This is a genomic window from Dictyobacter kobayashii, from assembly GCF_003967555.1.
Lineage (GTDB): Bacteria > Chloroflexota > Ktedonobacteria > Ktedonobacterales > Ktedonobacteraceae > Dictyobacter > Dictyobacter kobayashii.
The window spans coordinates 457,390-483,652 of the sequence record NZ_BIFS01000002.1 but is presented as its reverse complement, the minus strand read 5'-3'; the positions used below and the strand labels follow the sequence as shown (position 1 = coordinate 483,652).

Below are 26,263 nucleotides of genomic sequence, written 5' to 3'. Positions count from 1 at the left end.
CGCTTCATAGAAATGAATGCAGCAATAAACACGATCAGTACGTGCGGGGCTTGCCCCCGCTTTTAATCTTCCTGCTTAAAAAAAGCAAAAATAAGCAGATTTTGCAGCTATTTGATTGAGCGCATAGCATTACTCTTGTTGCTTTTTCGGGTAGGAACGGATGAAGCGGGGACAAGCCCCGCACGTACTGATCTTTATTCTTGTTGCTTTCGATGCATTGATTGTTTCTTAAATGAAAAATATTGCCCGCAAGGGGCGCATACACTGTATTGATCTTGTGCACAAGCGTAGCATATTTTAATTGAATATTCAATAGAAACAGCTTTACGCGATATGCACCTTGACTTTCATTTGTTAAGAAAATACACTGGAAGTATATCTAAGGTCTGCTATAAACTCCGGTATCCGGCGAAGGAGCAACTTCTATGACAGCAGTTCCCAATCGGACCTATACCACGTTGAGTAGTCGTGGTTTGCGCCACGATATTCTCCCCATGAAACTCTATCATAAGGCCAAGAAACTGGGTACCTGGGACCCCGCGCGATTGATCTCACTCAGGATCGGCTGGATTGGCAGCAGGTGCCAGCTGAAAGGCAGGCGCAGATTCGGCGTAGCGTGATCGCTTTCCAGGCTGGCGAAGAGGCGGTTACCCTGGATCTGCTGCCATTGATTATGGCTATTGCCCGCGAAGGTCGACTTGAAGAGGAAATGTTTTTAACCACGTTCTTATGGGAAGAGGCTAAACATACAGAATTTTTCCGGCGTGTGCTGGATGAAGTATTGCGGGAACAAAACGATCTCCACGAAGGGCGCAGCTCGAGTGGTGGACGCGACATATTTGCGCATGAGTTGCCGCGCACAATGAATTTATTGCTGACCGATCCCTCACCGGTCAACCAGGCTCGGGCCTCGGTACTCTACAACATGATTGTCGAAGGGGTGCTGGCCGAAACTGGCTATTTCAGCTTTGCAAGGATGCTAGATGAGGGCAATATCATGCCCGGCTTCAGGCAAGGCATCGGCTTGATCAAGCGCGATGAATCCCGACACATCGCCTACGGGGTCTTCTTAATTTCCCGCCTGGTAGCTCAGGACCCTGATCTCTGGCCGGTCGTCGAGGGGCGCATGCATGAATTATACGATGCCATTGCTCGCAACCAGGAGCAGGATGGAACGCCCGAAGTGATTCGTGATTATGCCCGGCAACAATTTGAGAAACGGTTAACGCGTATTAGTCGTGCCCGTACTCAGAGTTTGGAACAGGTCTACCATGCCGCCGAAAGCGAAGAGGCCGAAGCGATATAAGTAATATCCTCGACCCGTTCGTTATAGTGCATCGAGGATAAAGTGGCCGCGAAGGCCCCATGTACAGGAGGAGCTAAAGGATGCTGGTAAAGGCTGCTGTATTGTATGAGGTGGGCAAAGCTGCCCCCTATGCAGATTCGAAACCGTTGAGCATTGAAGAGGTTGAGTTAGATGCTCCTGGGCCAGGGGAAGTTCTGGTTGAGGTGGTTAGCGCAGGTCTGTGTCATTCTGATCTCTCGGTGATCAATGGTTCAATGTATCCACAACTTCCCTATCCCATGATTCTGGGTCATGAAGCCAGTGGCATTGTGCGTGAAACTGGTTCTGGTGTTACCGATGTCAAGGTAGATGATCATGTGGTTTTTTCGTTTGTGCCGATGTGTGGGCACTGCGACAACTGCGCGGTTGGGCGCCCTGTTCTGTGTAAGAATGGAAGTGTCTCCAATGCGCGTGGGACATTGTTGAGTGGTGAGAGGCGTTTTCATACGGCCAAGGGCCAGCCGATTAGCTATTTTACAGGGACCTCGGCCTTCTCACAGCTTACGGTGGTGTCGCAAGAATCGCTGGTCGTCATTGAGCGTGATGTGCCGCTGGATAAAGCGGCTCTATTGGGCTGCGCACTGATCACTGGCGTCGGGGCCGTGATGAATACCGCCAGAGTTTCGCCGGGTGAGGCTGTCGTGGTATTTGGTCTGGGTGGCGTGGGTTTAAGCACGATCATGGGCGCTAAGCTGGTCGGGGCGTCACCAATCATTGCGGTTGACATGCTGCCCTCCAAATTTGAACTGGCCAAACGCCTGGGGGCCGACTACACCATTGCGGCAGGCGAAGGTGATCCAGTCGCTATGATAAAAGAGCTAACCCGCGGTGGGGCTAATTATGCCTTTGATGTCGTTGGCAACACCAACGTCCTGGCCCAGGCCTTCAGTGCTATTCGTCCTGGTGGAAAAGCTATCGCCGTGGGCATTCCACCCAGCGACAAATTTGTCTCAGTACATGCCGCCGCCATGGTCTTACAGGAAAAAGTGCTGCAAGGTTCTTTTATGGGATCGGCAGTGCCGCGCCGCGATATTGCGCGCCTGGCCCACCTGTATATGACAGGTAAATTGCCGCTGGACGAACTGCTCAGCCCCTCAATTACTCTCGAAGAGATCAATACAGGCTTTGATCGCCTGGCCCAGGGAACCGCCATTCGCCAGCTACTACGCTTTAACGAGTAGCGGCTTGCGTGCAATACCACACGCTATGTTGGCTCATGGACGCGTTAGAATTAGAATTAGAATTATAGCGCGTCCATGAGCAGAGATAACTCTGACCGCCCATCTACACATGATCTGATGCGATGGGTCAATTATGTTCTTCATCGGGCGAACTGAGAACCTGGAGGCGGGCACCACACGATTGACGCACAATCAATTGGGTTGGCAATACAATATGTTTCGCCGCACCGAGTACATGTTTCTCGATACGATTAATCAACAGGGTACCAGCCTGGATACCCATTGCAATGCCCTGCTGTGCGACGGTAGTAAGCGGCACACTCAACAGTTCAGCATAGCTCAAATCATCGAAACCAACGAGCGCCACGTCCTCAGGAATTCGCACCCCGGTGCGAGCGGCAGCTTTAATAAATTCCAGCGCGACCCAATCGTTGACCGCGAAAATAGCGCCCGGCCGGTCTGGTCTGCGTAAAATCTCATCAAAGCGAGCCGAGTCAGGCTCTGAGCCAGTAAGTAGATCGGCGAATAGCAGGCTATCATCATAGGGTCGCTGATACTCGGATAACGCCTTGCGATAGCCTTCCCAGCGATCGCGAACCGAGGTTGTCTGCCGTCCGCCCGCGCGTGAATAGGCAAAGCCAATCCGTGTATGTCCCAGAATGGCCAGATGTTCCGTAGCGCGATAGCCACCACCCACATTATCAGACACAACATAGTCACTATCCAGCTCAGTCATATAGCGATCAACCAGTACAAACGGGAAGCCGACATGTTTTAAGCGCGCAATAGCATTATCTGTAGACTTATTGCTGAGCGGAAAAATGATCAAGCCTTCGGTCGTTAGCTGCAGGCGTGCAATATCGCGCGCCAGCAACTGTTCGTTTTCTTCACTATATGCGAAGATCACCTGGTAGCCACGTGATTTTACAGATTGTTCAATGCCCCGCAAGAGCTTCATATTCAGCTCATCGGTAGCCTGATTCAAAATGACCCCAATATTTTTTTGTGTAGAGATGGTCATATCTGATCCATGCGTAAGTGCCGCGGAGCGCACAAATGTGCCGCTGCCTTGAATGCGCTCCAGCAATCCTTCACGCGTCAGCTCACTCAGCGCCTGGCGCACCGTTCCCCGGCTTACATGGTATTGCTGCGCAATCTCGAACTCAGTCGAGATACGGCTGCCATGGGTTAACTCGCCAGATAGAATACGCGCCCGCAGCTCGCTGACAATCTGCATATACATAGCTTTCATAGTCTTCGCATGTGACTCTTTTTCAGGTTTATGCACAGTACGGAATTCCTCACTGGATGAATGGACCAATAGTAAATATTGCGAACCAATGGTGTCGCCTTACGTTGGGAGAGAGTATGCACAAACAAGGTTGCATTTGTCTATACAATTTTATGGACAAATTTGTATAGATTTCGGGTATTCTCTAATGTTAAACGTCAGTGATACAGGAATTTCTGATCGACTGTAGCAAAATAGCTGGATCCTTAGGCTATGCTAGCCGTCGATATGTCGTATAGACATTAAGGAACCTGAAAGACCTGCAATGCATAGTTATCATACCCATAGCGACACATTGAGAGACACGTCTTATTTGATAGAATTCCATAGGCTTTGGGGGTAACAATGGCGAGATATTGGCTATCTGGCGACCAGGCTAATTGAGCTGGATTTTTAGGTGCTGGATAAGAGAATAGGGTTTTCCCATTCTGTGCATCCCAGAATTGTATTACCGAACGATTGCCATTATCTCCCTGAATCAACTCACCGCTTCCCACCAGATAATTACCCGCAGCCAGATAGTTGCCATTGGGTGACCAGGTAGCATAGACGGGTTGCCCATTTACAGGCTGGCAGGAAAAGAGCTGTTTTCCTGTCTGACTGGAGCAAACGACCATGGTTGAGCTATGCTGACTGATAAGCGTAAAGGCCATACGTCGGCTGTCGGGTGACCAGGCAATGCTCCTGTCCTTGCTATCGGGCGCATTGGGGCTGACCGCAGCCGCGATCTGAAAACGCTCATGGCCGCTGCGAGCATCCCAGACCCCCAGCACTCCTTGTTGCTGTACTCCTGGGAAGAAAAGGCCAATGCAGAGCTATCGGGTGACCAGCTTAAGAGTGTGAGTGGACCTGCAGAGCTGGGGGCAGCATAGTGCCAGAGAAGTCGACCCTCTGAGCCATCATGTACCTGTACAGAGCCATCTGGATCATTGATAGCCAGTAGCGTGCTATCGGGCGACCAGGCAAACATACTTTTGCTGGAGGCTAGCGGGTACTGTGAGAGCAGGCGCTGAGCTGATACATCCCATATCTGCACAAATTCGGCGCTAGATTGATGCGGTGGAGGAGTTTGAGCCTGGGTAAAGGCGATATGTGTCCCATCAGGCGATAGGGCCACTGCCCGCGTTGTCGAGTTCGGGAGGCTGTGCGTCCAGAGATTATAACCATTGAGGGCATTCTGGATCAGAAACGCTGTATCTGTTATATATATCAGGCGTGTACCATCCCTGGACCAGGCTACCGTGTGGGCCTCGGTGTAGCTATGTCCCGGCCAATTTTTTTGTTTCCACTGTTGCTGTTTACTTTGTATATTGACCACAAACAGGCCCTGGTTACTGGCGTAAGCAATCTGCTTATTATCTGGTAGCCAGGCGAAGTCTATTCCTTGCCAGGGTATATCACATACCAGGTGGTTGAGAGGCACTTTCACCCTAACAGTATCCGCCCGGGTTGCCAGATCAAGAGCGCAGCCGCTACCAAGCAGGGCTCCTCCCAGTAACACCCCACCACGTAAAATAGAGCGGCGAGCATACATTTTCCTGGCGCTATAGGGCGCAGGTTTTTGTTTAGTGTCGCTGTCCATAAAGTATGACCTCCTTGTCAATACAGCATGGAATTAGTATACCTAATTAAAGAACAAATTACGAGTCTGAGAGAACAAATTTCGTAAATTTGTTAAATACTATTGACAAAGCGCTATACATTTCATTAATATAATTTGTATAGCTAATTTGCAAAGAGTCATTGTCGATTCTTGAAGATTTTTAGTATATCCTTTGTTCCTATTGCGCAGATTGCAATAGGAACAAAGGGAACCTTTGAATGCTACTTATTAGCGAAAAAGGTTTTTTAATTCGACTGAAAGAAAGATGTAATGGTAGAGGATGCCATACGTCTTTCTATTATGCCAATATGGCATAGCTATGTTTGAGCTTGCGCAAAGTGAAAACAGTGGTATCAAGGAGGATGCCTGATGAAATGTGTAGACAGCTTTACCCCAGGTTTTTTTCCTGTTACAGTTCTCCGTTCGCTACATACATATGACCTCCTGTTACCAGAACCCTTACTTTACCCAAATGGTAAACATGACAACGATGTATCCATGTAGGTAGTACTGGCATAGTCGCGTCTGGCATGCTTAAAAAGCCTCTGTGAGCGCGTGTATACGTCAGGACAAACACAGCCACCAATCTTTGGAGATTGGTATGGGAAAGGGGTATTTTCATGTCTGAGCAACCGTATGTTGAGCAGCCTCACACCGAGCAACTCGATAATCCCGTAGAACTATCAATGTCGCGACGGCAAGTACTGCAGTTGATGCTTTTGACAGGAGGGAGCCTGGCATTAGGCAACGTACTGGCGGCATGTAGTGATAGCTCTTCACAGAAGCAGCAATCACAATCTCTCTCCCCTACGCCGCGCAACCAGACCGTTATTATCGATCAATCCCCCCAGTTTGCTGTCTTTGACAGTTTTAATCCCTTTATTCCAAACGGCCAGGAATATGAGACAGGTTTTGGACAGATCTGTAAAGAATTTCTCTTTTATTTCAACATGGTATCAGGTGAGATAAAGCCATGGTTAGCCACGGGTTGGAAATATAACAGCAATCATACCCAGCTGACCTTGAGCTTGAATCCCAAGGTGCATTGGAACGACGGAACCGCCTTTACCTCCAAGGACGTAGTTTTTACCATCCAAATGTTATTAGGTAACACCGCACTGATTGGTTCATCCAACTACACACCCTACGTCCAGAAGGTATCAGCACCAGACGATCATACTGTGGTCTTTGATCTAAAAAGCTCGAATCCACGTTTCCACTACAATTTTATTTGTGGCATCGTCGGTTCACAGGAGATTGTTCCTGAGCACATCTGGTCTAAGCAGAATCCTATGAGTTTCAAAGGAAGTCCACCAGTCTGGACCGGACCATATAAGATTGATCGCACCATCCCATCCCAGTTTATGTACGTCTGGAAGAAAGATCCTAATTACTGGAACAAGGATGAGTTGGACCCCAAACCAGAATATGTAGTCTATCGTACAGCGCCGAGTGTGGACTCAGAGGTTGAGCAATTTAAACGGGCCCAGGTTGATGTACCAGCTTTTGACTATCAACATGCCGTAGCCCTGAAAAGTAGTTATAGCAATATCATCATCGAGACCAAATTCCGCGATCCCTGTCCACGCGCCATCGGCATCAACAGTGATCCCTCCAAGGGTTTGCTGGCCGATCCACGGATGCACTGGGCTATCTCCTACTTGATTGATCGTAAGACCCTGGGCTCGACCGTCTGGTTTGTCCCGACCCCGCCAGCGCAGTATCCATGGGCGGATTATCCCGCCAACGACAAATGGTCGGACCCGGCTGTGGCCTCCAAGTATCCTTTGACCTATGATCCTCAAAAGGCTAAAGACCTGCTCGACCAGATGGGGGCCAGGGCGGATAGCAGCGGCAAACGCAGTTATAAAGGGCAACCCTTACAATATGAGATCATGACCACGGCTAAAGTCGGAGATCCCGAATATATCAATGGGCAGAAACTGGCAGACGGACTGAACAGCGTTGGTGTTGGGGCAACTATCCGCTTCTATGAAAGCTCTGTCTGGACCAACAAGCTCAATAATGGGCAATTTGACATCACCACCTGGTGGTTGTGTGGCAACGTTTTTGATCCAGGCCAGCTATATACAGGTTTTGAGACCAGCAGGACCAAACCCATCAACCAGGATGCCAGTACTGGTGGTAATGTACTACGCTCCCAATATAAAGATCTGAGCGATCTCGCGGTAAAGCTGGATAATGCCGATCCTTCTGCCAGTGAAAACAAGCAGCTATTCAGTCAGGCATTGGATGCTTACTACAGAGAGATGCCACTGATCCCGCTCTACCAGACAACTTATCCAACCATTTTTAATAACAGCTATTGGACAAACTGGCCTACTGATGACAATCTTTATCAAGTTCCCTCTAACTGGTGGGGACAATTCTTGTTTGTGATCGGTAGCATCAAGCCCACCGGAAAAGCGTAACGCGCATACTCAGTTATCCTGAAAACCGTTCCATGCTGGCTCAGACATGCGTAAGGATGTTTGGCCAGCATGGACCTCGCATAAAGGAGTTCCGCGATGATCAAAAGTGCGCCGCAAAGAATTACCCCTGGCAAAACACGCATCTTCCCAGCCCTACGCTTATGGCTGGCAACCCATCCATTAATCGCCTATGCATTACGACGCTTTGGAGCCTATCTACTCACCCTCTGGGGCTCATTGACCGTCACCTTCTTCTTCTTTCGCCTCATCCCTGGTAATCCGATTGCCTCATTTGTGCAAAGTTTGCAATCGCGCCAGGTATACAATGTTCATGCCAGCCAGGATGTCGTACAGTATTACAATAAAATATTTGGCCTGGACGGCAACTTATTTCAACAATACCTGCACTACATGTATCAACTGATTGTGCTCCATGACCTGGGGCCATCTCTAATTAGCTTTCCCACCTCATCGCAGGTCCTCATTGCACGATCTCTTCCATGGACTATCGGCCTGCTGGGACTCTCGACCCTGATCTCCTGGGTGCTTGGTCTGATACTGGGCGCATTGATTGGCTGGAAACGCGAAAAAAAGGCTTCGGAATGGATGACCAACCTGTGTATCGCGCTCTCCCACATCCCTTTCTACTTTATCGCCCTGATCCTGATCTTCTTTATTGCCTACCGGCTCGACTGGTTTCCCCCTACCTCAGCCTATGATCCTTCGCTGGACCCGGGCTTTAACCTGGATTTTATCCTCAGCGTGATCAACCACGGCACCTTGCCAGCCCTTTCGATTGTCATCATTGGTGTCTGTAGCTGGATGCTCTCAACGCGTATGTTGATGATCACTATTGTTGGTGAAGACTACCTGACCTTTGCGGAAGCCAAAGGACTCAAGCCACGTAGTATTTTGACCCGTTATGCCTTGCGCAATTGCTACCTGCCACAGATTACCGGTCTGGGTATCACGCTGGGATCGATCTTTAATGGCAACGTACTGGTGGAGCAGCTCTTCGCCTATCCTGGCATCGGGAATCTATTTGTCACAGCCATTCAACAATTAGACTTTAATACAATCCAGGGTATTGTCGCATTGGCCATCTTTGGCGTACTCACCGCGAATCTGATTCTGGACCTATTGCTACCCGCATTTGATCCACGGGTCAAATACAATTAAGGGAGGGAGAGATATTTAATGCGCAGATTTCTACATGCTCTCTGGAGTTTATGGAGCTCAAGCATCAAAGTCCAGGTTGGCGCGTTGATCCTGGCTTTCTTTATTATTCTGGCCGTGCTGCATCCCGTGATTGCAAATATTATCGGACACGGCAATGATCCTCTGGCCATCTCCATCAATCCTCCCTGGGAATTGCCGAGCTGGCAACACTGGCTGGGGACCGACCGTTATGGGCGTGATATCCTTGCTATGACAGTGACCGCCTTGTCAGCCTCACTTGAGGTCGGAGTTATCGCGGGCGTGCTCTCGACCGTGATTGGAGTCGTGATAGCCTTTACCGCCGGCTATAAAGGAGGGAAAGTAGACAGCGTTCTCTCCAGTATTACCGATGTGTTTCTGGTTGTGCCCAGTTTTCCCCTGTTGATCACCCTGTCAGCCTATTCAAAAGGGGTCAGCCTCTTTTCTGTGGCCGTGATCCTCGCCATCTTTAGCTGGCCATTTGCCGCGCGCACAATTCGCTCACAGGTACTCAGCCTGCGTAGCCGTCCTTATGTGGAACTGGCCAAGGTAACCAAGCTCAACGACTTCGAGATCATCTTCGAAGAACTGATGCCCAACCTGCTCCCCTTTATCGGAGTTGGTTTTGCCTCGGCCTCACTGGGCTCCATTTTCGCCCTGGTTGGCTTAGAGGTTATTGGCCTGGGACCCAGCAGCACGTTGGATCTAGGCTTAATGCTAAACTGGTCCCAGAGCTGGGGGGCGTTGAGCCTGGGAGCATGGCCCATTTTTGTGGCCCCGGTGGTGGTGCTGGCCCTGCTCTTCTTCTCCGTCAACTTGATCAATATCGGACTCGAAGAGGTATACAACCCACGCCTGCGCAAGACGGCTGGCGCATAAGCAGGAGATAGATCAAAATGGCAAACAGTATATTACAGAGTGTCGATATGAAGTCCCTGATCGGCACCCCGATGCTAGAGATCGAAGACCTGCGTGTCTACTACGACACGGTCAGCGGGGTCTCAAAGGCGATCGACAGTGTCACCTTGAACGTAAAGCGCGGTGAGATCCTGGGCATCGCGGGCGAATCTGGTTGTGGTAAAAGCACCCTGACCACGGCACTTTTGCGTTTGACGCAGAGGCCCGGCTATATTGCCGGGGGCAGTATTCGTTTTTATCCCGCCAACAAGAAGCCAGTTAGCCTGTTAGAGTTGGGCGGAGAACAGCTGCGCACAATACGTTGGAAGCATATCTCCTATCTTCCACAAGGCTCAATGAACTCGCTCAATCCGGTTCTGCGTATCGCGGACCAATTCGCGGATGTGATGTTAGAGCACAGCTCAATTACCAAACGAGAAGCCTTGAAATTGATCCCCCACCTGTTGCAACAAGTGGGCCTGGATGGACAGGTCTCCAGGATGTTTCCACATGAGCTCTCAGGTGGTATGAAGCAGCGTGTCACCATTGCCATGGCGATTGCGCTCAATTCGGACCTGGTGATTGCCGACGAACCAACGACTGCTCTGGACGTCCATAACCAGCGCATAGTAATTCAGATGTTAGGTGAATTGCGCGACAAACTAGGGATGACCATCATCCTCGTCACCCATGACATGGCGGTACATGCCGAACTGGCCGATCGGGTCGCCGTCATGTACGCGGGCTCATTTGTCGAGATTGGTGATGTGCGGCAGATCTTCAAAGCCCCCCGCCATCCCTATACACAAGGACTGATCAACTCTATTCCCAGTGTTGGTGGACCCCGAGTGCGCCTGGCTGGCATCAGAGGCAATACCCCAGTCCCCGTGACTGGCCGTCCGGCTGTCGTTTCCACACTCGTTGTCCACAGGTCATGCCGCGTTGTTCCCAGGAGATACCAGCGCTGATCCCACTTTCTAATCTACCAACGCTCGGTGTGTCAGAAGCACAACTGGAGCAGCAAAAGCAGACCCTGGTAGCCTGTCACCTGTATACACAACCCGAAACGGAGAATGCTCATGACAACTAGTTCCAGCGATATCGTCCTGACCAATATTACTCAGATTTTCCGTGGAGCTTCGGTTCGCAGCGTGGGTGGTGAATTTAAGGCTGTCGACAATGTCTCATTCACACTGTCAGCTGATCCGCCAGGTATCGTCAGCCTGGTTGGACAGAGTGGTAGCGGTAAAAGTACGATCGCGCGCATTATTCTGGGATTGCAAAAGCCAACCGAAGGGAGTGTAACGTATCGAGGAAAAGATATATATAAGCTCTCCGCGCGCGAGTATGATGCCTACCGCCAGGAGATACAGCCTGTTTTTCAGGACCCCTATGGTATTTTTAATCCCTTCTATCGCGTCGATCGTGTCTTCTGGACCGTGATCAAAAAGTTTAAGCTGGCCCGAAACAGGCAACAGGCCCTGGCTAAGATCGAAGAGTCGTTGCACGCCGTAGACCTGCGGCCTGAAGATGTGCTCAACCGTTATCCCCATCAATTGAGTGGAGGACAACGCCAGCGCGTCATGCTCGCGCGTGTTCACCTGCTACAGCCCAAATTTATTATAGCCGATGAGCCCATTTCCATGCTGGACGCAGCGGTGCGTGTCTTATTCCTCAACATCCTGATCGACTTCCAGCAAAAATATGGCATGACCACACTCTTTATCACGCACGACTTATCCACGGCATATTATGTAGGGGGAAAGATATTGGTAATGTCAAAAGGGGAGATCGTCGAGCGCGGTGATATAGACGATGTCCTGGTCCACCCGACCCATCCCTATACTCAGATGCTGCTATCCTCGATCCCGATCCCTGATCCCGATGCTCGCTGGCAAGACAAGACCAGCCTGGTTGATATTGAAGGAGCTATGCCAATTGTAGCATTGCCAGATATGGAAGTTCCGCGCTAAGCGCTCCTGTGCGGGCATTTTCTATACCACACTATAAACTAATGTTGAGCATTGCAGGTGTGCACGCACATGTATATGGGAAGTGTGTTACTCTTGTGCGGGCATGCGCTGGCGCGCTCAAACCTGTTTTCTTATGTGGTGCCAAAAGTGCGCTCGGCGCACTTTTGGCACCACATAAGAAATTCTGCCTGCTGACACTGGCGTGTCCTAAGACTTATTTAACGAGTACGACCAGGCGCCAGCCACCGAATATGCGGACGGCCAGGTCTGGATTGATGGCATAGCAGAGTCGGCCAGGGAATCTAACCAGACCTCTCTTAGTCATGCGTAACATTTTGACCAGGGCCTGCATTGGATGCCTAACCTTCGACCAGGGGGTCGTATCGAGAGGCTGCAAACTATAGAAATAATCCACAACTTCATAGCCAGCATCGCGCAAAATTTCTAAGGCGATATCTTTAGTAAAGAAATGCAGATGGCCCGTGGCATGGCGATAATCGGCCAACTGATTTCTGGCAATTGAATGCTGATTGAATGACTGAAAGGTCTAATGGCAACTGAAGTATTTATAGGTGCTTTTCGGTTTGAGATCGCGCAAGACCTGGAAGCAATTCTCAAAATGCTCCAACACATCTACTAAAAGGATCAAATCAAAAGTAGATGTTCGCTCCTGAAAAAAGTCAGCTAACTGAAAATGGAGTTGGGGGTTTTCACGTAGTTTGGCCAGCGCAATTGCCTGCGGGCAATGTCATAGCCCACAAACGTGCTTTCTGCTGGCAATTCGTGTTGCATGATACGTAGAATCTCGCCAGCCCCGCACAGCCAATGTCACAGATGGTATGGGGGGAAAGTGCATTACGCTTGATCATTTGGAGTACACTATCAGCTTTCCATTGAGCTGCATCGATATGCCAACCGGGATTTTTCTGAAGATATTCACCATTGGTGTAGAAATCTGCGACTACCATCTCGAGTTCTCCTTCATTGGTACAGGGCTTTGTAAACGCGTTGGCAGGTATACAGAATATTTTATACTACTAAGACGAATATTAGCTGAAAAGGGCTTCCTGCTAACTTTATCATCTATTATATTGTAATTTGTATTTACCTGGCTATGGCTCGTTTACTGGGAACATAATATAATAAAAAGTTGTTTTCATTCAAATTTGAATTAAATGTATTTGTAAACAGTAAATAATTTTACTGTTCTTGTAATTGAATGATAATCCCCTAAGATTAACATGTCATTAATGCTTTGAATGAATTCTGCCAATCTCCGAGAAGTATGAGTCATCCCGGATTTTTCAAAAATCCGAAAAACGGGTTTTGCGCTCCCAATGCGGGAGGTGCAGGAGGTCGGCGAGCCCTCCTGCCGGGGTCTGACTTTTTATCACATTTTTAGTCGTTGAATCGTGGAAGCAGAAAAACCACGGTTCTTGGTGCACATGCCATTGGAACGACCAAGAACGAAAAGAAAGGAGAAGGTGATGTTGTCTCCAGCAATCTTGTTGTCGTCTCAGCAGTGGGCTCAAGCCACCTTTGGCTCGGTCCAACTGGGCGATCCACGTCGTGTGCAGCGTGCCGTCGATCTTGCGTTCCACCTTGCGCAGCATCCACAAGCGTCTCTGCCCGGTGTGTTGAGCCCGGCGGGCTTGGAAGCGGCCTATCGATTTGTGCATTCGTCGCATACCTCGTATGAACATCTGGTTGCTCCCCACCTGCAACACACACGGCAAGCATGCCACCAGCAGGCACAGGTCTTGTTGATTCAGGATACCACAGAGATGGATTACCAGGCTCATCCTACGACGCGTGGACTGGGGCCCATTGGCAACGGAACGCATCACGGCTTTCTGTTGCAAAGCGTCCTGGCTGTTGTACCTCAGCACGATCAGTTGTTGGGATTGGCTCATCAAGAACCCTTTTTGCGCCAGCCAGCCCTGAGAAAGAGAGCAAGCAACAACGCTGGAAACGCGAACGGGAATCGGAGGTATGGGAGCGCAGTGTGCGCATCCTGGGCTCGCCTCCTGCTGGCAGTCAATGGATTCATATGGGCGACCGCTACAGTGACATCTTTGCGTTCATGCGCCAATGTCGAGAGCAGGGGTGTGATTTTCTCGTCCGGGCCTATGAAGATCGCTGTATTGATCTGTTGGTGGAACAAGGAGAGACACCGGTGCCCCCACGATCGCATCATCATCGTAGCCCCACGCTGCATTTGCTGGAGGTGGTCAAGCAGATGCCCATTCGGTCGAGCATGTGGCTGGAACTCAAGAGTAGCCAGAAACACCCGGCCCGCAAGGCCCTTTTGGCCGTGAGTTGGCAGCCCGTGCGTCTGTTGCCTCCCCGCACACGGGAAGCCAACCAGTGGCGTCCGCTGGTGATCTGGGTCATCCGTGTGTGGGAACCTGATCCCCAGAAGGGGTTGAAGCCTTGGACTGGATCTTGTTGACCTCGGTCCCCACCCACACGGCAACTCAAGCCCAAGAGCGGGTCGAGTGGTATCGCAGGCGTTGGATTGTTGAGGACTATCACCAAGGTCTCAAGACGGGATGCCATATGGAAGAACGAGAGATTCGGGATTACGAGGGGTTGCGAACGTTGCTGGGCATCATTGCCCCATTGCCGTGCGCTTGTTGCAATTGCGTGTGCTTTCGCGTCAATGTCCTGACGAGCTGGCACGGGCAGTGATACCCACTGATATTGTCCTGGTGGTGGCTCATTTGAGTGGGCATCCAGCAAAAACCATGACGGTGCAGCAATGCTGGCATGGCATTGCACGTCATGGTGGCTACTTGGGTCGCAAAGGCGATGGCCCACCTGGATGGAAAACCTTGTGGTTGGGGTGGATGTATATCCAGAACGTGTTGCAGGGAATGCAACTCGCTTCCCTCCTTTCGAATCAACTAGATTTGTGATAAAAAGTCAGACCCCGGCAGGGAGGCCCTGCACCCCCAGTTTTGGGAACTTTTTCAAAAGTTAGGGATGACTCATATCCTGTGCGGGCGGGCGCGCCTGCGCCCGCCCGCACAGGAGCGACAGCCTCACATATTGATTTGAATCGATCTTATAGATAAAAGGAAGAAGGAACCTCTTTAGGCATGTTATAATGTTGAGGCATTGTAAATGTCAATTTATAAATATTGGAAGATTGAGATAAATGTCACAGATTGAAAAAGAGCCATTGACCTTTATGGCCGTACATGCGCATCCCGATGATGAAGTAATGGGTACAGGTGGAACCTTTGTGCACTATACCGCACAGGGAGTACGTACAGTACTGGTCACCGCCACCCTGGGTGAAGAGGGTGAAATTGTCGATCCAGCCTTAGATGAACAGGCGAAAGCAGCTATGTTCCCACGCCTGGCTGAGGTACGACGTCAGGAGTTACAGGAAGCAGTTAAAGCATTAAATATCCAGGAATCGCGTTTGCTGGGTTTTCGTGACTCAGGCATGGCCGGAACCGACTCCAACAACCATCCCGAATCTTTTCACCAGGCCCTGTTTAATGAGGCCGTCAAACGTCTGGTAGCCTTGATTCGCGAGTTCAAGCCACAGGTCCTTGTCACTTATGACGCCTTTGGTGGCTATGGTCATCCAGACCACATTCAAGCCAACCGCATCACCAATGCCGCCTTTGATGCCGCCGGTGAGGCTCGTTGTTTTCCTGAACTGGGCCTGCCAGCCTGGCAGCCAGCCAGACTCTATTATACGGCCATGCCGCGCTCCATGATGGTCGAAGCCATGAAAGAGTTGCAAAAATCTGGTGTTCCCGGTCCCTGGGATAATCCAGCTATGAATACCGCCATTATGGGCACGCCCGATGAGTTGATTACCACGCGCATCGATGTAAGAAAATACGTTGATCATAAAATGAAGGCCCTGGCCGCCCACAAAACCCAGATCTCACCCGATAGCTTCTTCTTTACCGTTCCTGAAGCACAGCGAGAGCAAATGTTGGGTTATGAATACTTTGTGCTGGTGCGCAGTGCCCAGACCCCGCACAACGGAGCGCTGGAACAGGACTTGCTGGCTGGTCTGGGTTAGTGGATACCCACACGCGCAGCACTGTAATTCTTATAGTCTGAATAAGACAATGACGAAATACCTTTGACCCGACTCGTTCTTCTTTGAATGATATGATCATAATGATACAGGGGTAACGACGACGTTGCCCCTGAAGGGAAGGAAAAATGATGAGTGGATATATTGTATTAGAGGGTGGGGCCGAGTTTGGGGCAAGATGGCAGAGCCAGATCGAAGGGCGATCGAGCTGGCGGGTGGGATGGACAGCATGATCAGTATTATTCCGACCGCCGCAGCCCCCGATCATAATCATCGACGAGCGGGACAGAATGGAGTCAACTGGTTTCAGCACCTGGGAGCAACGAACGTCAAATCATTGCCCCTGATCGACAAAGCGTCCGCCAACGCGGAAGAGATTGTGGCCGCGCTCAACCAATCCAACCTGATTTATTTGCTGGGTGGCTTTCCCCACTTTCTGGGCCAAACCTTGCTCAAAAGTAGGAGCTGGGAGGCCATGCGCCAGGCTTACGAGCGCGGCGCTGTACTGGGCGGCAGTAGCGCTGGAGCCATGATTTTATGCCAGTACTACTTTGATCCCCAGAGCAAAAAGGTGGTTGAGGGACTGGGCCTGATTCCCCAAGCCTGCGTCTTGCCGCATCACAATGCCTTTGGTAGTAACTGGGCCGCTCAACTAACAAAACTACTACCGCAAGCGCTGTTATTAGGTATTGATGAACAGACAGGCATGATCAACGATAGTGGCTCCACTCAAAAGAACGTATGGCACGTTTACGGTAAAGGTACAGTCACACTCTACCATAACGGTGACACCAGTGTATACAAAGCGGGCGAGCCCTTTGAGGTCCCTATTGCCTGAGTATTCAACCCCGACGCCTGACAGTCATTTTCCTTTAGCACCTGCAGCGTGTAGGGCAGTCGAGGGAGATCGGCATAGGAGGGCGCGCGACCCTGCTGAACCGTATCGACCTCATGCTGCAAACGCTGATTGATCTCAGGACGGAGAGCCAGCAGATATCAGATACGGCACGCACGGGATATAATATATGTGGAAGTATACTTTCATCGGCTAGCCAGTACAGTGTCTGAGCTCTTCAAGTTCTGATTGATACAGAAGGGGTAATATGATTACAGCGGACCTTGTGGCGCAGGTGCCTCTATTCTCTCAACTTTCCAAGGAACAACAGCAGCAGATTGCCAGCCAGGCCGCTGATGTGCGCTTGCAAGCGGGCGAATGGTTAATCCAGGAGGGCGAGTTGCCATCTTTTTTCGTGTTATTAGATGGTTCGCTTGAAGTAATTAAACATCAGAACGATGTTGAACGGGTGCTTGATTATTATGGTCCTGGTAGCTATTTTGGAGAGCTTCCGCTCTTGCTAGGATCGACGGCGGTAGCAAGTTTGCGCGCCCATGAAGCCTCACGAGTCTTGCGGCTGGATCCAATCGATTTCCAGACATATATCCTGGGGATACCCTCTCTGGGCCATGAACTGCTCAAGACGATGGCCCGGCGTATCAAGAACTTACAAGAGCTTGCCGTCTCCAATACGCCAAATCTTATCCAGGTAATTGGATATCGTTGGGATCCAGCGTGCCATGATGTGCGTGACTTCCTGGTGCGCAATCATGTACCCTTTACCTGGCTCGAACCTACCGATCCTAAAGCCCAGGAGCATCTGCAAGCGCTGGGCAATCCCGATGTCTGCCCTATTATCGTGCTGCAAAATGGAGTGACCCTGATTACCCCTACCCTGAGGCAGCTCGCCGAGCAGGTTGGATTGCAGACCACACCCACAGAAGCCTCCTATGACGTTGCCATTCTTGGAGCCGGTCCGGCTGGTCTGGCGGCCGCAGTTTATGGGGCTTCAGAGGGATTGCGCACATTACTGATTGACCGAGAGGCCCCCGGCGGACAGGCTGGCACCTCATCACGGATCGAGAACTATCTTGGCTTTCCTTCAGGCCTTTCCGGGGAAGAACTGAGCCATCGCGCCTTACTGCAAGCCAGGCGCTTTGGGGCTGAGATTATCGTAGCTCGCTGTGTGGAGGGGATTACCCTGGAGGCTGATCCACATACGATTATTCTGGATGGAGATGAGCGCATCAATGCCAGGGCGATAGTGATTGCGACCGGGGTCAACTGGCGCCGCCTGGCTATATCGGGTGTTGAAAAATTTGTGGGTCGAGGTGTGTATTATGGAGCCGCCCGTAGTGAAGCACTGAGCACAAGTGGCAAGGATGTATATCTGATCGGAGGCGGGAACTCGGCGGGCCAGGCGGCCCTGTTCTTCGCCAACTATGCCAGCTCGGTTACATTGCTAGTGCGAGGCGATAGCCTGGAGGCAACGATGTCGCATTACCTGATTGAGCAGCTTGCACTCAAGGCAAATGTTGTGGTGCAGGTACATTGTGAAGTAGTTACAGCTCGCGGTAAGGATCATCTGGAGTCAATTGTGGTGCGCGATCGCCAGAGCGGGACCGAGCAGACACATAACACGGATGCGCTATTTATCTTTATTGGTGCCAATGCTCAGACGGCATGGCTGCCAGCAGCTATCAGCCGCGATGAAGGCGGCTATATCTTAACGGGACAGGATGTGCTTGCAGATAAAGCCGCCGAAAAACATTGGCCGCTCAAACGCAATCCCTTTCTACTTGAGACCAGCGTCCCCGGGATCTTCGCAGCCGGAGATGTACGCCACGGCTCAATTAAACGTGTCGCCTCCGGTGTTGGTGAGGGCAGCATGTCGATCGCCTTCATCCATCAATATCTTGCTAATAATGCACACCCATAATATTTCTTTAAATACATCGATATGCGTGGTTTGTTTTGGCTGGAGTCGCAACAACAAACACGATTTGTACGTACGGGGCTTGTCCCAATACATTTCATTTAAGGTAACTACTCAGTAGCCCATGCAATGGGGAAAGGAGAACCAGCAAAAACCGCAGCAATGGCAGCAAGCATTGAGCGCCCCTGCTTGCGCATGGTTGAAAGATAGCTGCGAATGATGCAAAAAGCCGTAGCTCCATCGTCACTGCGGAAGGTTCCGGAAATCTTTTGCTGCACTTTCACCATGCGTAAATCTCGTTCGGCGAGATTGTTGGTAAAAGGCACAGACAGGTCCTCCAGAAAACCCAACACTTGATCAGCTCGCTTTAAGAGCGCATCGAGCAGATTCTTGGAGGCTTCCTGTTTTTTGCGTCCTTGTCGTTTGGGCTGCAGACTTCCTGGGGGAGGGGCTTGAGCGGCATGCGTGGCAAAGCCAGCGGCCAGAATGGCAAAATACTGGGCAAGCCACTGCTCCCGTTCGGGGGTGGGGACGGCGCTCGCTCCTTGGAGGCGCCAGCGATCAGCGGCTTGCTTCATCGCCAGCAACAGATCGAACATGGCTTGTCCCCAAGGCTGCTTCTCCTGTTCGGCGACATACAGGCAGTCGCGTAGCAGGTGGGCTCCGCAGAGGCTATGGGTACAGAGGTAGCGATCATAGCTGGACCAGCGATCATGCATGGAGCGGCCCTGATAGTGTGGCCAGATCCCAATCTGCTCCAGAGCCTGATGCCCTCGTTTGCGATGCCAGGAGTACAGGGTGAGCCAGGGAGTCGCATTGAGATGCATCCAATGCAAGATGCCTTTGACACGCATCCCCGTTTCGTCAGCATGTTGCAAGGGGCTGGCCAGCAGTAAGGTTTTGATCCGCTCGATGCTCGACTCAAGGGTCTTGGCTGCCTGAGCAATCCAACGGACCAGCGTGCCTTCGGACAACTGACACCCGCACAGATCAGCAAGAGCTTCACAGGTGCGTTGCAGTGGCACCAGTTGAAAGTGGGAAAGATAGACCGCCAAGGCTTGGACCTGCGGGCCATACTGGACAGCAGCATCGACGCCTGCCGGAAAAGACGCCTGCGTCACATGCTGGCAATAGGGGCAGCAGATTGCTTGTCGGCAATGCTCCTCGACCAGCAAACGCCACGTGGGCAGATCGTGGACTTGACGGCGTTCGTTGGTGATAGCTGCCTCCTGCTCAAGAGGGTACTGACATGCTTCACAGTGCGTTGGACGATGAAGCACGACGCTATCAGGAGTCAATGCTTGCATCAGGGTATGACCGTGGTGACCGGCTTGTCCACCGGAAGTCTTGCCGCTTTTGCGCCGCTGTTTGCCAGGTTTGCGACCCAATCCATCACTGGAAGGAGGTTTACTACTATTATGACTATCTTTTCCCAATCGCCGTTCAAGCTCTTCAATGCGCAACAAGGCACCTATGAGCAATCCTTCGAGCTCTTCGATCCTGCGATCTTTCTGCTCTGCTTGCTCTTTGAATGCCTCTGCTTGCTCTTTGAGCTCTCGGTAGGCTTTCTGAAGATTTCTCACTTCTTCTTCTGTCATGCTCTTAGTTTATCAGCTTTGTCCAGCTTTTCTCAAGGTACTGAGTAGTTACCATTTAAGAATCAAACAGTGCATTGGACGCAGCAATAACAACGATCTGTACGTGCGGGGATTTTCCCCGCTTTATCACTTTTTGCATGAAAAATAAACAAGTACGTGCGGATTTGCCTCCGCTTCCGCCATTATTGCACGAAAAGCACATCCTACTGGGGAAACGATCGGGCTCTGATGCCTGAATATGTTATAACACATGTCTATTGTAATTTTTAGAGTAGAAACGGATGAAGCGGGGACAAGCCCCGTACGTACAGATCGTTGTCATTGCTGCTTTTGAGTTTTGCTGGTAAATGAGAGATATTGAAAAAGGACAGAAGGGGTCGTGCCCGGTTTCACCACGTTGTGAAGCCGGGCACGACCCCTTCTGGATTAGAGAGAGGATTGTATTAGTGGTCTTCCAGCCAGCTATAGGGATAGGCTGAATCGTCGAGGGTATGGGCCATGGTGGTGAATTTCAAGGGATTGAAGGTGTCGATCATCACGGCCAGCTCATCGGTGCGCTCGACGCCCAGGCTTTTTTCGACGGCACCCGGATGGGGTCCATGGGGGATGCCACGCGGATGCAGGGTCATTGAAGAGCGCTCAATGCCTTTGCGGCTCCCAAAGTTGCCATTGACATAGTAGAGTAGCTCATCGCTATCGATGTTGCTGTGGTTGTATGGTACAGGGATCGAGAGCGGATGGTAGTCGAGCTTGCGCGGTACAAACGAGCACACGACAAAGTTGGGTCCCTGGAAGGTTTGATGGACTGGTGGCGGCTGGTGGACGCGTCCCGTGATCGGCTCAAAATCGGCGATATTGAAGATCCAGGGATACTCACAGCCATCCCAGCCAACGGTATTGATGGGATGGAAATCGTACCAGTAGCTGGTGATCAGGTTTCCCACCTTCACGCGTACCTCAAATTCGCCCTGCTCCGTATGGCTCACTAGCTCCTCAGGACGGCGGATATCGCGCTCGCAGTATGGCGAATGTTCTAGCAACTGACCATTAGGGCTGAGGTAGCGGCGCGGTGGCTCGATCGAGCCATGGGCCTCGACAACCAGCAAGCGTGTTTGGGCACTATCGGGCGCGATAGTGAAGCGATACGTAGTGCCGCGCGGAATGATAATATAGTCGCCCTCATGGTAAGGAAGCAGGCCGAAGGTCGTTTCCAGAACACCGTGACCATCATGGACAAAGTACATCTGATCCGAATCACCATTGCGATAATAGTAGCTCATATCCTGGGTTGGCAGGGAGATACCAATTGTCAGATCTTTATTGTACATCAGAACCATATTGCCCAACACAGCATCACTACCAGGTTTAAGGGGAGCGGTCTTCAAATGATGGTGACGATGTACATCCTCGTTCCACTCCTCAAATTGCTGCTTGCTGAACGGCTCAATCTTCTTCACACGGGTAGGAGGATAATGGTAGTAGATGTTCGAATAATTATTCGAGAAGCCCTCAATACCAAAGAGTTCCTCGGAATAGAGCGTACCATCCGGCTTATGAAACTGCGTATGCCGTTTGGGTGGAATCTCGCCCAGACGATGATAAGGTGGCATCGGTTGCACCTCCTCTATGAGTATGTTGTAAGTTATACAATTCTATTCCGCAATACACCGATTCCAGAGATCTCAAGTTCAATCGTCTCACCGCGCTGTAGCCATGGATGAACCTGGGTGCCAATTTCTAGCAGGCAACCTGTGCCAACGGTACCGGAGCCAAGGATATCGCCAGGGCGCAGGCGAGCATTGCGCGAGGCATAGGCGATCAACTGAGGAAAGCTATAGTAGATCTGGTTGAAATTGCCGCGAGAAATCTCCTGACCATCCACACGGGCCAGCATAGTCAGGTCATAACGCTCACTGCTACCGCTACCAGTGCGATAGCCAGCCAGCTCATCGGGCGTAACCAACCAGGGTCCCAGAGATGTCGCAAAATCCTTACCCTTGCCAGGCCCCAGGTTTAATTTCATATCCTGGCGCTGGAAATCGCGGGCACTCCAATCATTCATAATGGTGTAGCCTGCAATATAGCCAGCCGCCTCATCGACCGAGATATTTTTCCCCTCGCGCCCGATGACACAGGCAATCTCTAACTCGATATCCAATTCCTGGCTGCCGACCGGATAAGGGATAGGTTCATTATGTCCATACAACTCGCTGGTATTAGAGAAGTAGAAGGTCGGAAACTCATACCACTCAGGGATCATATCCAGGCCACGTTTGGCGCGACCAGCCTTGACATGTTGTTCGAAGGCATAGAAATCGCGCAACGTCGGAGGATTGGGCACGGGTGTCATTAAAGTAAGGGTGCTGAGAGGTAAGCCTGGCTTATTATTACTTTCCAGCACCTGGCGCGCCTGCTGCAAGCCAGCGGGATCTTGCAGCAGCCTGAGTAGATTGGGGTAATGCAGTAAGAGCACTTCCTCACCGCGCACTACCCCGGCGTATGTAATGTCATGGGCAGTTCTGACCGTGACCAGTTTCATCTAAAGGTTTCCTCGCAGCTCCTGCTCATGCTCCAGAGCCTGAAAGAGTGCTTTAAAATTGCCTTCGCCAAAACCACGGGCACCTTTGCGTTGGATCACCTCAAAGAACACAGTAGGTCTTGTCACGACAGGTTTCGAGAAGATCTGGAGCAGATAGCCCTCTTCATCATGATCGACCAGAATGCTCAAATCGGCCAGTTGTTTTAGATCCTCGTCGATATGACCCACGCGGTCCAGCACATCATCATAATAATTTTTAGGGGTCTGCAGAAATTCAATGCCACGCTCATTCAAATTGCGGACCGTCGCAACGATATCATCGGTGATCAAAGCCAGGTGTTGTACGCCGGGGGTGCGATAGAAATCCAGGTATTCTTCAATCTGGGATTTCTTACGGCCTGGAGCAGGCTCATTGATCGGCAGTTTAATGCGGCCACTACCATTCTGCATGACCTTCGACATCAAAGCCGAATACTCGGTACTGATCTGGCGATCATCAAAATGGATCATCTGCGAGAAGCCCATAACCTTCTCATAGAAGCCGACCCATTCATTCATCTTACCCAGCTCGACATTGCCCACCACATGGTCAATTCCAGCCAGGCCAGCGGGACGTGAACGGCGCGGCAGCGAGGAATCCAGGGCCCGGAAACCAGGCAGGAACGCACCTTTATAATCCTGGCGCTCCACAAAGGTATGGATGGTCTCGCCATAGGTAGCGATGGAGGCTATTTTCACCGAACCGAAGCTGTCGCGCATCTCGGTTGGCTCCTGCACACCACGGGCACCGCGGCTGGTTGCCTCTTGATATGCACGCTCCGCGTTCTCCACGCGAAAAGCCACATCTTTCACACCATCACCATGCAGGTGTACATGTTCGGCGATGGGACCATCAGGGGTTAAGGATGAAGTGATCAGCAGGCGGATATTGCCCTGTTCCAGCACGTAGCTGGTCTGCTCACGCGAACCTGTTTCCAGGCCTGCATAAGCCACTGGCACGAAGCCCCAACCATGGGTTAAATAATACGCGGTATGTTTAGCATCGCCAACATACATCTGAATATAATCAAAATTCTGGATCGGCATGAAATCCTGGTGCGTCATTGAACTCTCTCTTTCCATGCGTGAATGTAGCATTGCTTTATTGATTTGTCCGATAATCGGACAAAATATTCGTTAATCGGACTACCTGCTTTAGTTATAGCAGGGAACCTATCAGATGTCAAGGAAGCGCGAGATGCAGGCAGGGCTTTTTAATTCTCCTCTTTGGCGCCTGCGGCGCCGGGTTGGGAGTGAGGAGTGTGTGGTGGACGGCTGCAGCCGTCCACCACACACTCCTCACCGGAAAGAATGGACATCGTATCGCTTGCTCGCGATTTCTCTCTGCTCTCTGAACGAACAGTAAAAAGCTCTGAGATGCAGGCATGGGCAGGTCCCGATATGTAATCCTATGTTTATTCCTGTGTTTATATAGGAATAGATTATGGATAAAGTGATATGGACAAGAGAACTGCGAATAGTGTATAGTCGTCAGGATAGCATTTTTTCAAGGGAAAAACACGAATAAACGAGGAAAATAAGGTCATGGCACAACCGCTTCCAAATGAACGGTCCTTGCACGGTGAAACGGCCCAAACGTTGGATCGAGGGTTGCAGGTGCTAGATGTACTGGCCAACTATCCTGCGGGTTTGAGTATAAATGATATTGCTCAAGAACTGAAGTTGCATCGTACCATCACCTATCGGCTCCTCAATACCCTGGTAGTTCACCGACTGGTGCGGCGGATGGATGATAGCCGCTACTGTCTGGGAGTAGGTCTGCTCGAACTGGCGCGCCATGTCGTGCCACGTTTACAATCGGTAGCGCTCCCTGGCATGAAGCAGCTCGCCGATGAACTGAGCGCCACCGCCTGTTTAACCATCCTGGACGGAGATGAAGGCGTAGTATTAACCACGATTGAGCCCCGTACAGCGCCCATGCATATTGCCTATCGACCCGGCTATCGTCATCCTCTGGATAAAGGAGCGTCGGGGATGGCTATTCTGGCCGGGCGAGCTCCGCAGCCTGGTGAGCGCAGAGAAATCACCCAGGCCCGGAAACGTGGCTATGCCACCAGTTATAATGAAATTCAACACGGCGCAAGTGGTATTGCCGCCCCTATCCAGGTCAGGGGCCAGGTGGCCGAAGCCAGCATCGGCGTAGTCTTGCTGGGTAGAATCGATGAGGCCGCCTTCGCGCCATATATCATCGCAGCAGCTAATACCATTGCTGATGCCCTCTTCTGAGATTCTCCTATCTCACAACAATAAAAAGAGAGGCCCTTCAACACCTGAAGGGACCTCTCTTTTTACCTGAGCCGTATGCTCGATTGTGTGGAAACCAGCGGGATGATGAGACTAGTTGCAGCCGCCCTGTTGGCCGCCGAACCAGTTGCTACCACCACTTGAATGCTGGCTGCCGCCGAACCAATTGCCACCGCACTGCTGATAGCCACCACCATGATGGTGGTGATGACGATGATGATGATGACCACCAAACTGATAGCCGCCGCCATACTGGTTGCCGGGATCGCAGTTGCTGTAGCACTGGCTATGGGACCCGAAGGCACCGGTAACAGTCGAAAGATCTGCATCGGTTAATTCAAGTGCGCCAATAGGATTCTGAGGAAGTTGTGCGAGCTCCTCGCTGGTCAGGGTTTCACGATACTGGGCATCTTTCCAAGCTTTTGTGATGTTGATGTTCATAATTGGTGCCTTTCTTTTTGTAATAAACGGTTAAACTACATTTGTGGTATCTCACATCTTACGCACTACAGGAATGATTATAGAGACAAACTATCAAAAGCTCCACAACAGTGGATTGGCTTTATTGTTCTACATTCCATCTTGTAGTATATGTTCGCGTGACTTAATGAATTTGGATACCTAAATCTATTATAAAAACGCCCAAAACAAACAAGCTATAATAATATAGTAATACATGTATAAAAATTAATTTACTGACAGTGATTAACGCTTTTTCTCTCGATTTTATGAAGGGATCATTCATGTTTTGAGCGCCTGTGAAGAGGTTTGCCCACCAATTTAGAGCTACATTCTGGATAGTTTGTGCTTGATTTGCCTTTTTGGTGACCAATTTGTAGCAAAATAAAAAATGAATATAAATTTAACAAAATATATGAGTTTTACAGAAGGTAAGATAGGTGGAAAGGATTTTAACTATAAGCTCCGCTATGCATACATTCAAGCATATAGAGCGGCATTGTATCACAACAGCCAGCTTCTCACGTAATAATAAGAGCGCGCATCACATAATGTGTATTAGCCTGCCAGCAATAACTGGCTATATACGCCCCGTAATGGTGACTTT

At 50.6% G+C, this 26,263-nt stretch carries 26 protein-coding genes; 15 read left to right on the top strand and 11 right to left on the bottom strand.

Translation table 11 applies throughout. The features are described from left to right. Positions 1-425 precede the first annotated feature (425 nt). The 3 genes from EL645_RS41555 to EL645_RS28840 all read left to right on the top strand — a co-directional run bounded on the left by EL645_RS41555 (position 426) and on the right by EL645_RS28840 (position 2,526). Complete coding sequence (locus tag EL645_RS41555; protein ID WP_218032115.1) at positions 426-620, top strand: hypothetical protein; 195 nt, start codon at positions 426-428, stop codon at positions 618-620. Next, positions 530-1,306: a R2-like ligand-binding oxidase gene (locus tag EL645_RS28845; RefSeq protein WP_218032302.1), complete on the top strand. Its 777-nt coding sequence runs from the start codon at positions 530-532 to the stop codon at positions 1,304-1,306. The genes EL645_RS41555 and EL645_RS28845 overlap by 91 nt, the downstream gene beginning before the upstream one ends. Before the next feature lie 80 nt (positions 1,307-1,386). Then, positions 1,387-2,526: a zinc-binding dehydrogenase gene (locus EL645_RS28840; protein WP_126555060.1), complete on the top strand. Its 1,140-nt coding sequence runs from the start codon at positions 1,387-1,389 to the stop codon at positions 2,524-2,526. Positions 2,527-2,653: 127 nt separating this feature from the next. On the opposite strand, the gene EL645_RS28835 is transcribed toward EL645_RS28840, so the two are convergent. The 3 genes from EL645_RS28835 to EL645_RS41550 form a co-directional block, all read right to left on the bottom strand. After that, positions 2,654-3,814, bottom strand: coding sequence for a GntR family transcriptional regulator (locus tag EL645_RS28835; protein WP_126555058.1), 1,161 nt, complete (start codon positions 3,812-3,814; stop codon positions 2,654-2,656). Positions 3,815-4,059: 245 nt separating this feature from the next. Then, positions 4,060-4,434: a hypothetical protein gene (locus EL645_RS28830; RefSeq protein ID WP_218032114.1), complete on the bottom strand. Its 375-nt coding sequence runs from the start codon at positions 4,432-4,434 to the stop codon at positions 4,060-4,062. Continuing rightward, positions 4,380-5,399 carry a WD40 repeat domain-containing protein gene (locus EL645_RS41550; protein WP_126555056.1) on the bottom strand — a complete coding sequence of 340 codons (1,020 nt, stop codon included), beginning with the start codon at positions 5,397-5,399 and terminating at the stop codon, positions 4,380-4,382. The genes EL645_RS28830 and EL645_RS41550 overlap by 55 nt, the downstream gene beginning before the upstream one ends. 641 nt (positions 5,400-6,040) lie before the next feature. Between EL645_RS41550 and EL645_RS28820 the strand changes: the two genes are divergently transcribed. From EL645_RS28820 to EL645_RS28800, 5 genes are all read left to right on the top strand, one after another. After that, positions 6,041-7,852, top strand: coding sequence for an ABC transporter substrate-binding protein (locus tag EL645_RS28820; RefSeq protein ID WP_126555054.1), 1,812 nt, complete (start codon positions 6,041-6,043; stop codon positions 7,850-7,852). Positions 7,853-7,948: 96 nt separating this feature from the next. Then, on the top strand, positions 7,949-9,031 hold the full coding sequence (locus tag EL645_RS28815; RefSeq protein WP_126555052.1) for an ABC transporter permease: 1,083 nt from the start codon (positions 7,949-7,951) through the stop codon (positions 9,029-9,031). An 18-nt stretch (positions 9,032-9,049) separates the two neighbouring features. Continuing rightward, entirely contained in the window at positions 9,050-9,928 is an 879-nt protein-coding gene (locus EL645_RS28810) for an ABC transporter permease (protein ID WP_126555050.1), read from the top strand. A gap of 17 nt (positions 9,929-9,945) precedes the next feature. Beyond that, entirely contained in the window at positions 9,946-10,914 is a 969-nt protein-coding gene (locus tag EL645_RS28805) for an ABC transporter ATP-binding protein (protein WP_218032113.1), read from the top strand. Between the two features lie 111 nt (positions 10,915-11,025). Continuing rightward, positions 11,026-11,919: an ABC transporter ATP-binding protein gene (locus tag EL645_RS28800; RefSeq protein WP_126555048.1), complete on the top strand. Its 894-nt coding sequence runs from the start codon at positions 11,026-11,028 to the stop codon at positions 11,917-11,919. A gap of 214 nt (positions 11,920-12,133) precedes the next feature. Here the strand turns inward: EL645_RS28800 and EL645_RS28795 are convergent, their stop codons facing one another. Further along, positions 12,134-12,424 carry a thioredoxin domain-containing protein gene (locus EL645_RS28795; RefSeq protein ID WP_126555046.1) on the bottom strand — a complete coding sequence of 97 codons (291 nt, stop codon included), beginning with the start codon at positions 12,422-12,424 and terminating at the stop codon, positions 12,134-12,136. Positions 12,425-12,629: 205 nt separating this feature from the next. Continuing rightward, on the bottom strand, positions 12,630-12,887 hold the full coding sequence (locus EL645_RS28790; RefSeq protein WP_126555044.1) for a hypothetical protein: 258 nt from the start codon (positions 12,885-12,887) through the stop codon (positions 12,630-12,632). Between the two features lie 519 nt (positions 12,888-13,406). Here EL645_RS28790 and EL645_RS28785 point away from each other — a divergent pair. From EL645_RS28785 to EL645_RS28765, 5 genes are all read left to right on the top strand, one after another. Further along, positions 13,407-14,237: an IS4/Tn5 family transposase DNA-binding protein gene (locus tag EL645_RS28785; RefSeq protein ID WP_161977779.1), complete on the top strand. Its 831-nt coding sequence runs from the start codon at positions 13,407-13,409 to the stop codon at positions 14,235-14,237. A gap of 115 nt (positions 14,238-14,352) precedes the next feature. Continuing rightward, entirely contained in the window at positions 14,353-14,610 is a 258-nt protein-coding gene (locus EL645_RS45910) for a transposase (protein ID WP_126555040.1), read from the top strand. Further along, complete coding sequence (locus tag EL645_RS43265; RefSeq protein ID WP_371865777.1) at positions 14,547-14,837, top strand: IS4 family transposase; 291 nt, start codon at positions 14,547-14,549, stop codon at positions 14,835-14,837. The genes EL645_RS45910 and EL645_RS43265 overlap by 64 nt, the downstream gene beginning before the upstream one ends. Positions 14,838-15,079: 242 nt before the next feature. After that, entirely contained in the window at positions 15,080-15,967 is an 888-nt protein-coding gene (gene mshB / locus EL645_RS28770; RefSeq protein ID WP_126555036.1) for an N-acetyl-1-D-myo-inositol-2-amino-2-deoxy-alpha-D-glucopyranoside deacetylase, read from the top strand. Between the two features lie 196 nt (positions 15,968-16,163). Next, the gene (locus tag EL645_RS28765) at positions 16,164-16,823 is read left to right on the top strand and encodes a cyanophycinase (RefSeq protein WP_126555034.1); all 660 of its coding nucleotides are present in this window, start codon (positions 16,164-16,166) and stop codon (positions 16,821-16,823) included. Here EL645_RS28765 and EL645_RS45905 read toward each other — a convergent pair. Next, the gene (locus tag EL645_RS45905; protein ID WP_371865832.1) at positions 16,760-16,975 is read right to left on the bottom strand and encodes a cytochrome P450; all 216 of its coding nucleotides are present in this window, start codon (positions 16,973-16,975) and stop codon (positions 16,760-16,762) included. The genes EL645_RS28765 and EL645_RS45905 overlap by 64 nt on opposite strands. 113 nt (positions 16,976-17,088) lie before the next feature. Between EL645_RS45905 and EL645_RS28755 the strand changes: the two genes are divergently transcribed. Beyond that, positions 17,089-18,759: an FAD-dependent oxidoreductase gene (locus tag EL645_RS28755; protein ID WP_126555032.1), complete on the top strand. Its 1,671-nt coding sequence runs from the start codon at positions 17,089-17,091 to the stop codon at positions 18,757-18,759. Between the two features lie 107 nt (positions 18,760-18,866). Here EL645_RS28755 and tnpC read toward each other — a convergent pair whose 3' ends face one another. From tnpC to hppD, 4 genes are all read right to left on the bottom strand, one after another. Then, on the bottom strand, positions 18,867-20,354 hold the full coding sequence (gene tnpC / locus EL645_RS28750) for an IS66 family transposase (RefSeq protein WP_126548577.1): 1,488 nt from the start codon (positions 20,352-20,354) through the stop codon (positions 18,867-18,869). Positions 20,355-20,797: 443 nt separating this feature from the next. Then, the gene (locus EL645_RS28745; protein WP_126555030.1) at positions 20,798-21,964 is read right to left on the bottom strand and encodes a homogentisate 1,2-dioxygenase; all 1,167 of its coding nucleotides are present in this window, start codon (positions 21,962-21,964) and stop codon (positions 20,798-20,800) included. 32 nt (positions 21,965-21,996) lie between these two features. Beyond that, complete coding sequence (locus EL645_RS28740; protein ID WP_126555028.1) at positions 21,997-22,893, bottom strand: fumarylacetoacetate hydrolase family protein; 897 nt, start codon at positions 22,891-22,893, stop codon at positions 21,997-21,999. Beyond that, a complete protein-coding gene (gene hppD, locus EL645_RS28735) occupies positions 22,894-23,997 on the bottom strand; it encodes a 4-hydroxyphenylpyruvate dioxygenase (RefSeq protein WP_126555026.1) in 1,104 nt (367 codons plus the stop codon). Positions 23,998-24,477: 480 nt separating this feature from the next. On the opposite strand from hppD, the gene EL645_RS28730 reads away from it, so the two are divergent. After that, on the top strand, positions 24,478-25,179 hold the full coding sequence (locus EL645_RS28730; RefSeq protein WP_126555024.1) for an IclR family transcriptional regulator: 702 nt from the start codon (positions 24,478-24,480) through the stop codon (positions 25,177-25,179). 111 nt (positions 25,180-25,290) lie between these two features. On the opposite strand, the gene EL645_RS41545 is transcribed toward EL645_RS28730, so the two are convergent. Continuing rightward, complete coding sequence (locus tag EL645_RS41545) at positions 25,291-25,638, bottom strand: mersacidin/lichenicidin family type 2 lantibiotic (protein WP_218032112.1); 348 nt, start codon at positions 25,636-25,638, stop codon at positions 25,291-25,293. Between the last annotated feature and the right edge of the window lie 625 nt (positions 25,639-26,263).

What these genes read in the sequence shown, in the direction of transcription:
- EL645_RS41555 (WP_218032115.1), top strand. Translation starts at nt 426, where the DNA reads ATGACAGCAGTTCCCAATCGGACCTATACCACGTTGAGTAGTCGTGGT.
- EL645_RS28840 (WP_126555060.1), top strand. Translation starts at nt 1,387, where the DNA reads ATGCTGGTAAAGGCTGCTGTATTGTATGAGGTGGGCAAAGCTGCCCCC.
- EL645_RS28830 (WP_218032114.1), bottom strand. Translation starts at nt 4,434, where the DNA reads ATGGTCGTTTGCTCCAGTCAGACAGGAAAACAGCTCTTTTCCTGCCAG.
- EL645_RS41550 (WP_126555056.1), bottom strand. Translation starts at nt 5,399, where the DNA reads ATGGACAGCGACACTAAACAAAAACCTGCGCCCTATAGCGCCAGGAAA.
- EL645_RS28820 (WP_126555054.1), top strand. Translation starts at nt 6,041, where the DNA reads ATGTCTGAGCAACCGTATGTTGAGCAGCCTCACACCGAGCAACTCGAT.
- EL645_RS28815 (WP_126555052.1), top strand. Translation starts at nt 7,949, where the DNA reads ATGATCAAAAGTGCGCCGCAAAGAATTACCCCTGGCAAAACACGCATC.
- EL645_RS28810 (WP_126555050.1), top strand. Translation starts at nt 9,050, where the DNA reads ATGCGCAGATTTCTACATGCTCTCTGGAGTTTATGGAGCTCAAGCATC.
- EL645_RS28805 (WP_218032113.1), top strand. Translation starts at nt 9,946, where the DNA reads ATGGCAAACAGTATATTACAGAGTGTCGATATGAAGTCCCTGATCGGC.
- EL645_RS28800 (WP_126555048.1), top strand. Translation starts at nt 11,026, where the DNA reads ATGACAACTAGTTCCAGCGATATCGTCCTGACCAATATTACTCAGATT.
- EL645_RS28790 (WP_126555044.1), bottom strand. Translation starts at nt 12,887, where the DNA reads ATGGTAGTCGCAGATTTCTACACCAATGGTGAATATCTTCAGAAAAAT.
- EL645_RS28785 (WP_161977779.1), top strand. Translation starts at nt 13,407, where the DNA reads ATGTTGTCTCCAGCAATCTTGTTGTCGTCTCAGCAGTGGGCTCAAGCC.
- mshB (WP_126555036.1), top strand. Translation starts at nt 15,080, where the DNA reads ATGTCACAGATTGAAAAAGAGCCATTGACCTTTATGGCCGTACATGCG.
- EL645_RS28765 (WP_126555034.1), top strand. Translation starts at nt 16,164, where the DNA reads ATGGCAGAGCCAGATCGAAGGGCGATCGAGCTGGCGGGTGGGATGGAC.
- EL645_RS28755 (WP_126555032.1), top strand. Translation starts at nt 17,089, where the DNA reads ATGATTACAGCGGACCTTGTGGCGCAGGTGCCTCTATTCTCTCAACTT.
- tnpC (WP_126548577.1), bottom strand. Translation starts at nt 20,354, where the DNA reads ATGACAGAAGAAGAAGTGAGAAATCTTCAGAAAGCCTACCGAGAGCTC.
- EL645_RS28745 (WP_126555030.1), bottom strand. Translation starts at nt 21,964, where the DNA reads ATGCCACCTTATCATCGTCTGGGCGAGATTCCACCCAAACGGCATACG.
- EL645_RS28740 (WP_126555028.1), bottom strand. Translation starts at nt 22,893, where the DNA reads ATGAAACTGGTCACGGTCAGAACTGCCCATGACATTACATACGCCGGG.
- hppD (WP_126555026.1), bottom strand. Translation starts at nt 23,997, where the DNA reads ATGACGCACCAGGATTTCATGCCGATCCAGAATTTTGATTATATTCAG.
- EL645_RS28730 (WP_126555024.1), top strand. Translation starts at nt 24,478, where the DNA reads ATGGCACAACCGCTTCCAAATGAACGGTCCTTGCACGGTGAAACGGCC.
- EL645_RS41545 (WP_218032112.1), bottom strand. Translation starts at nt 25,638, where the DNA reads ATGAACATCAACATCACAAAAGCTTGGAAAGATGCCCAGTATCGTGAA.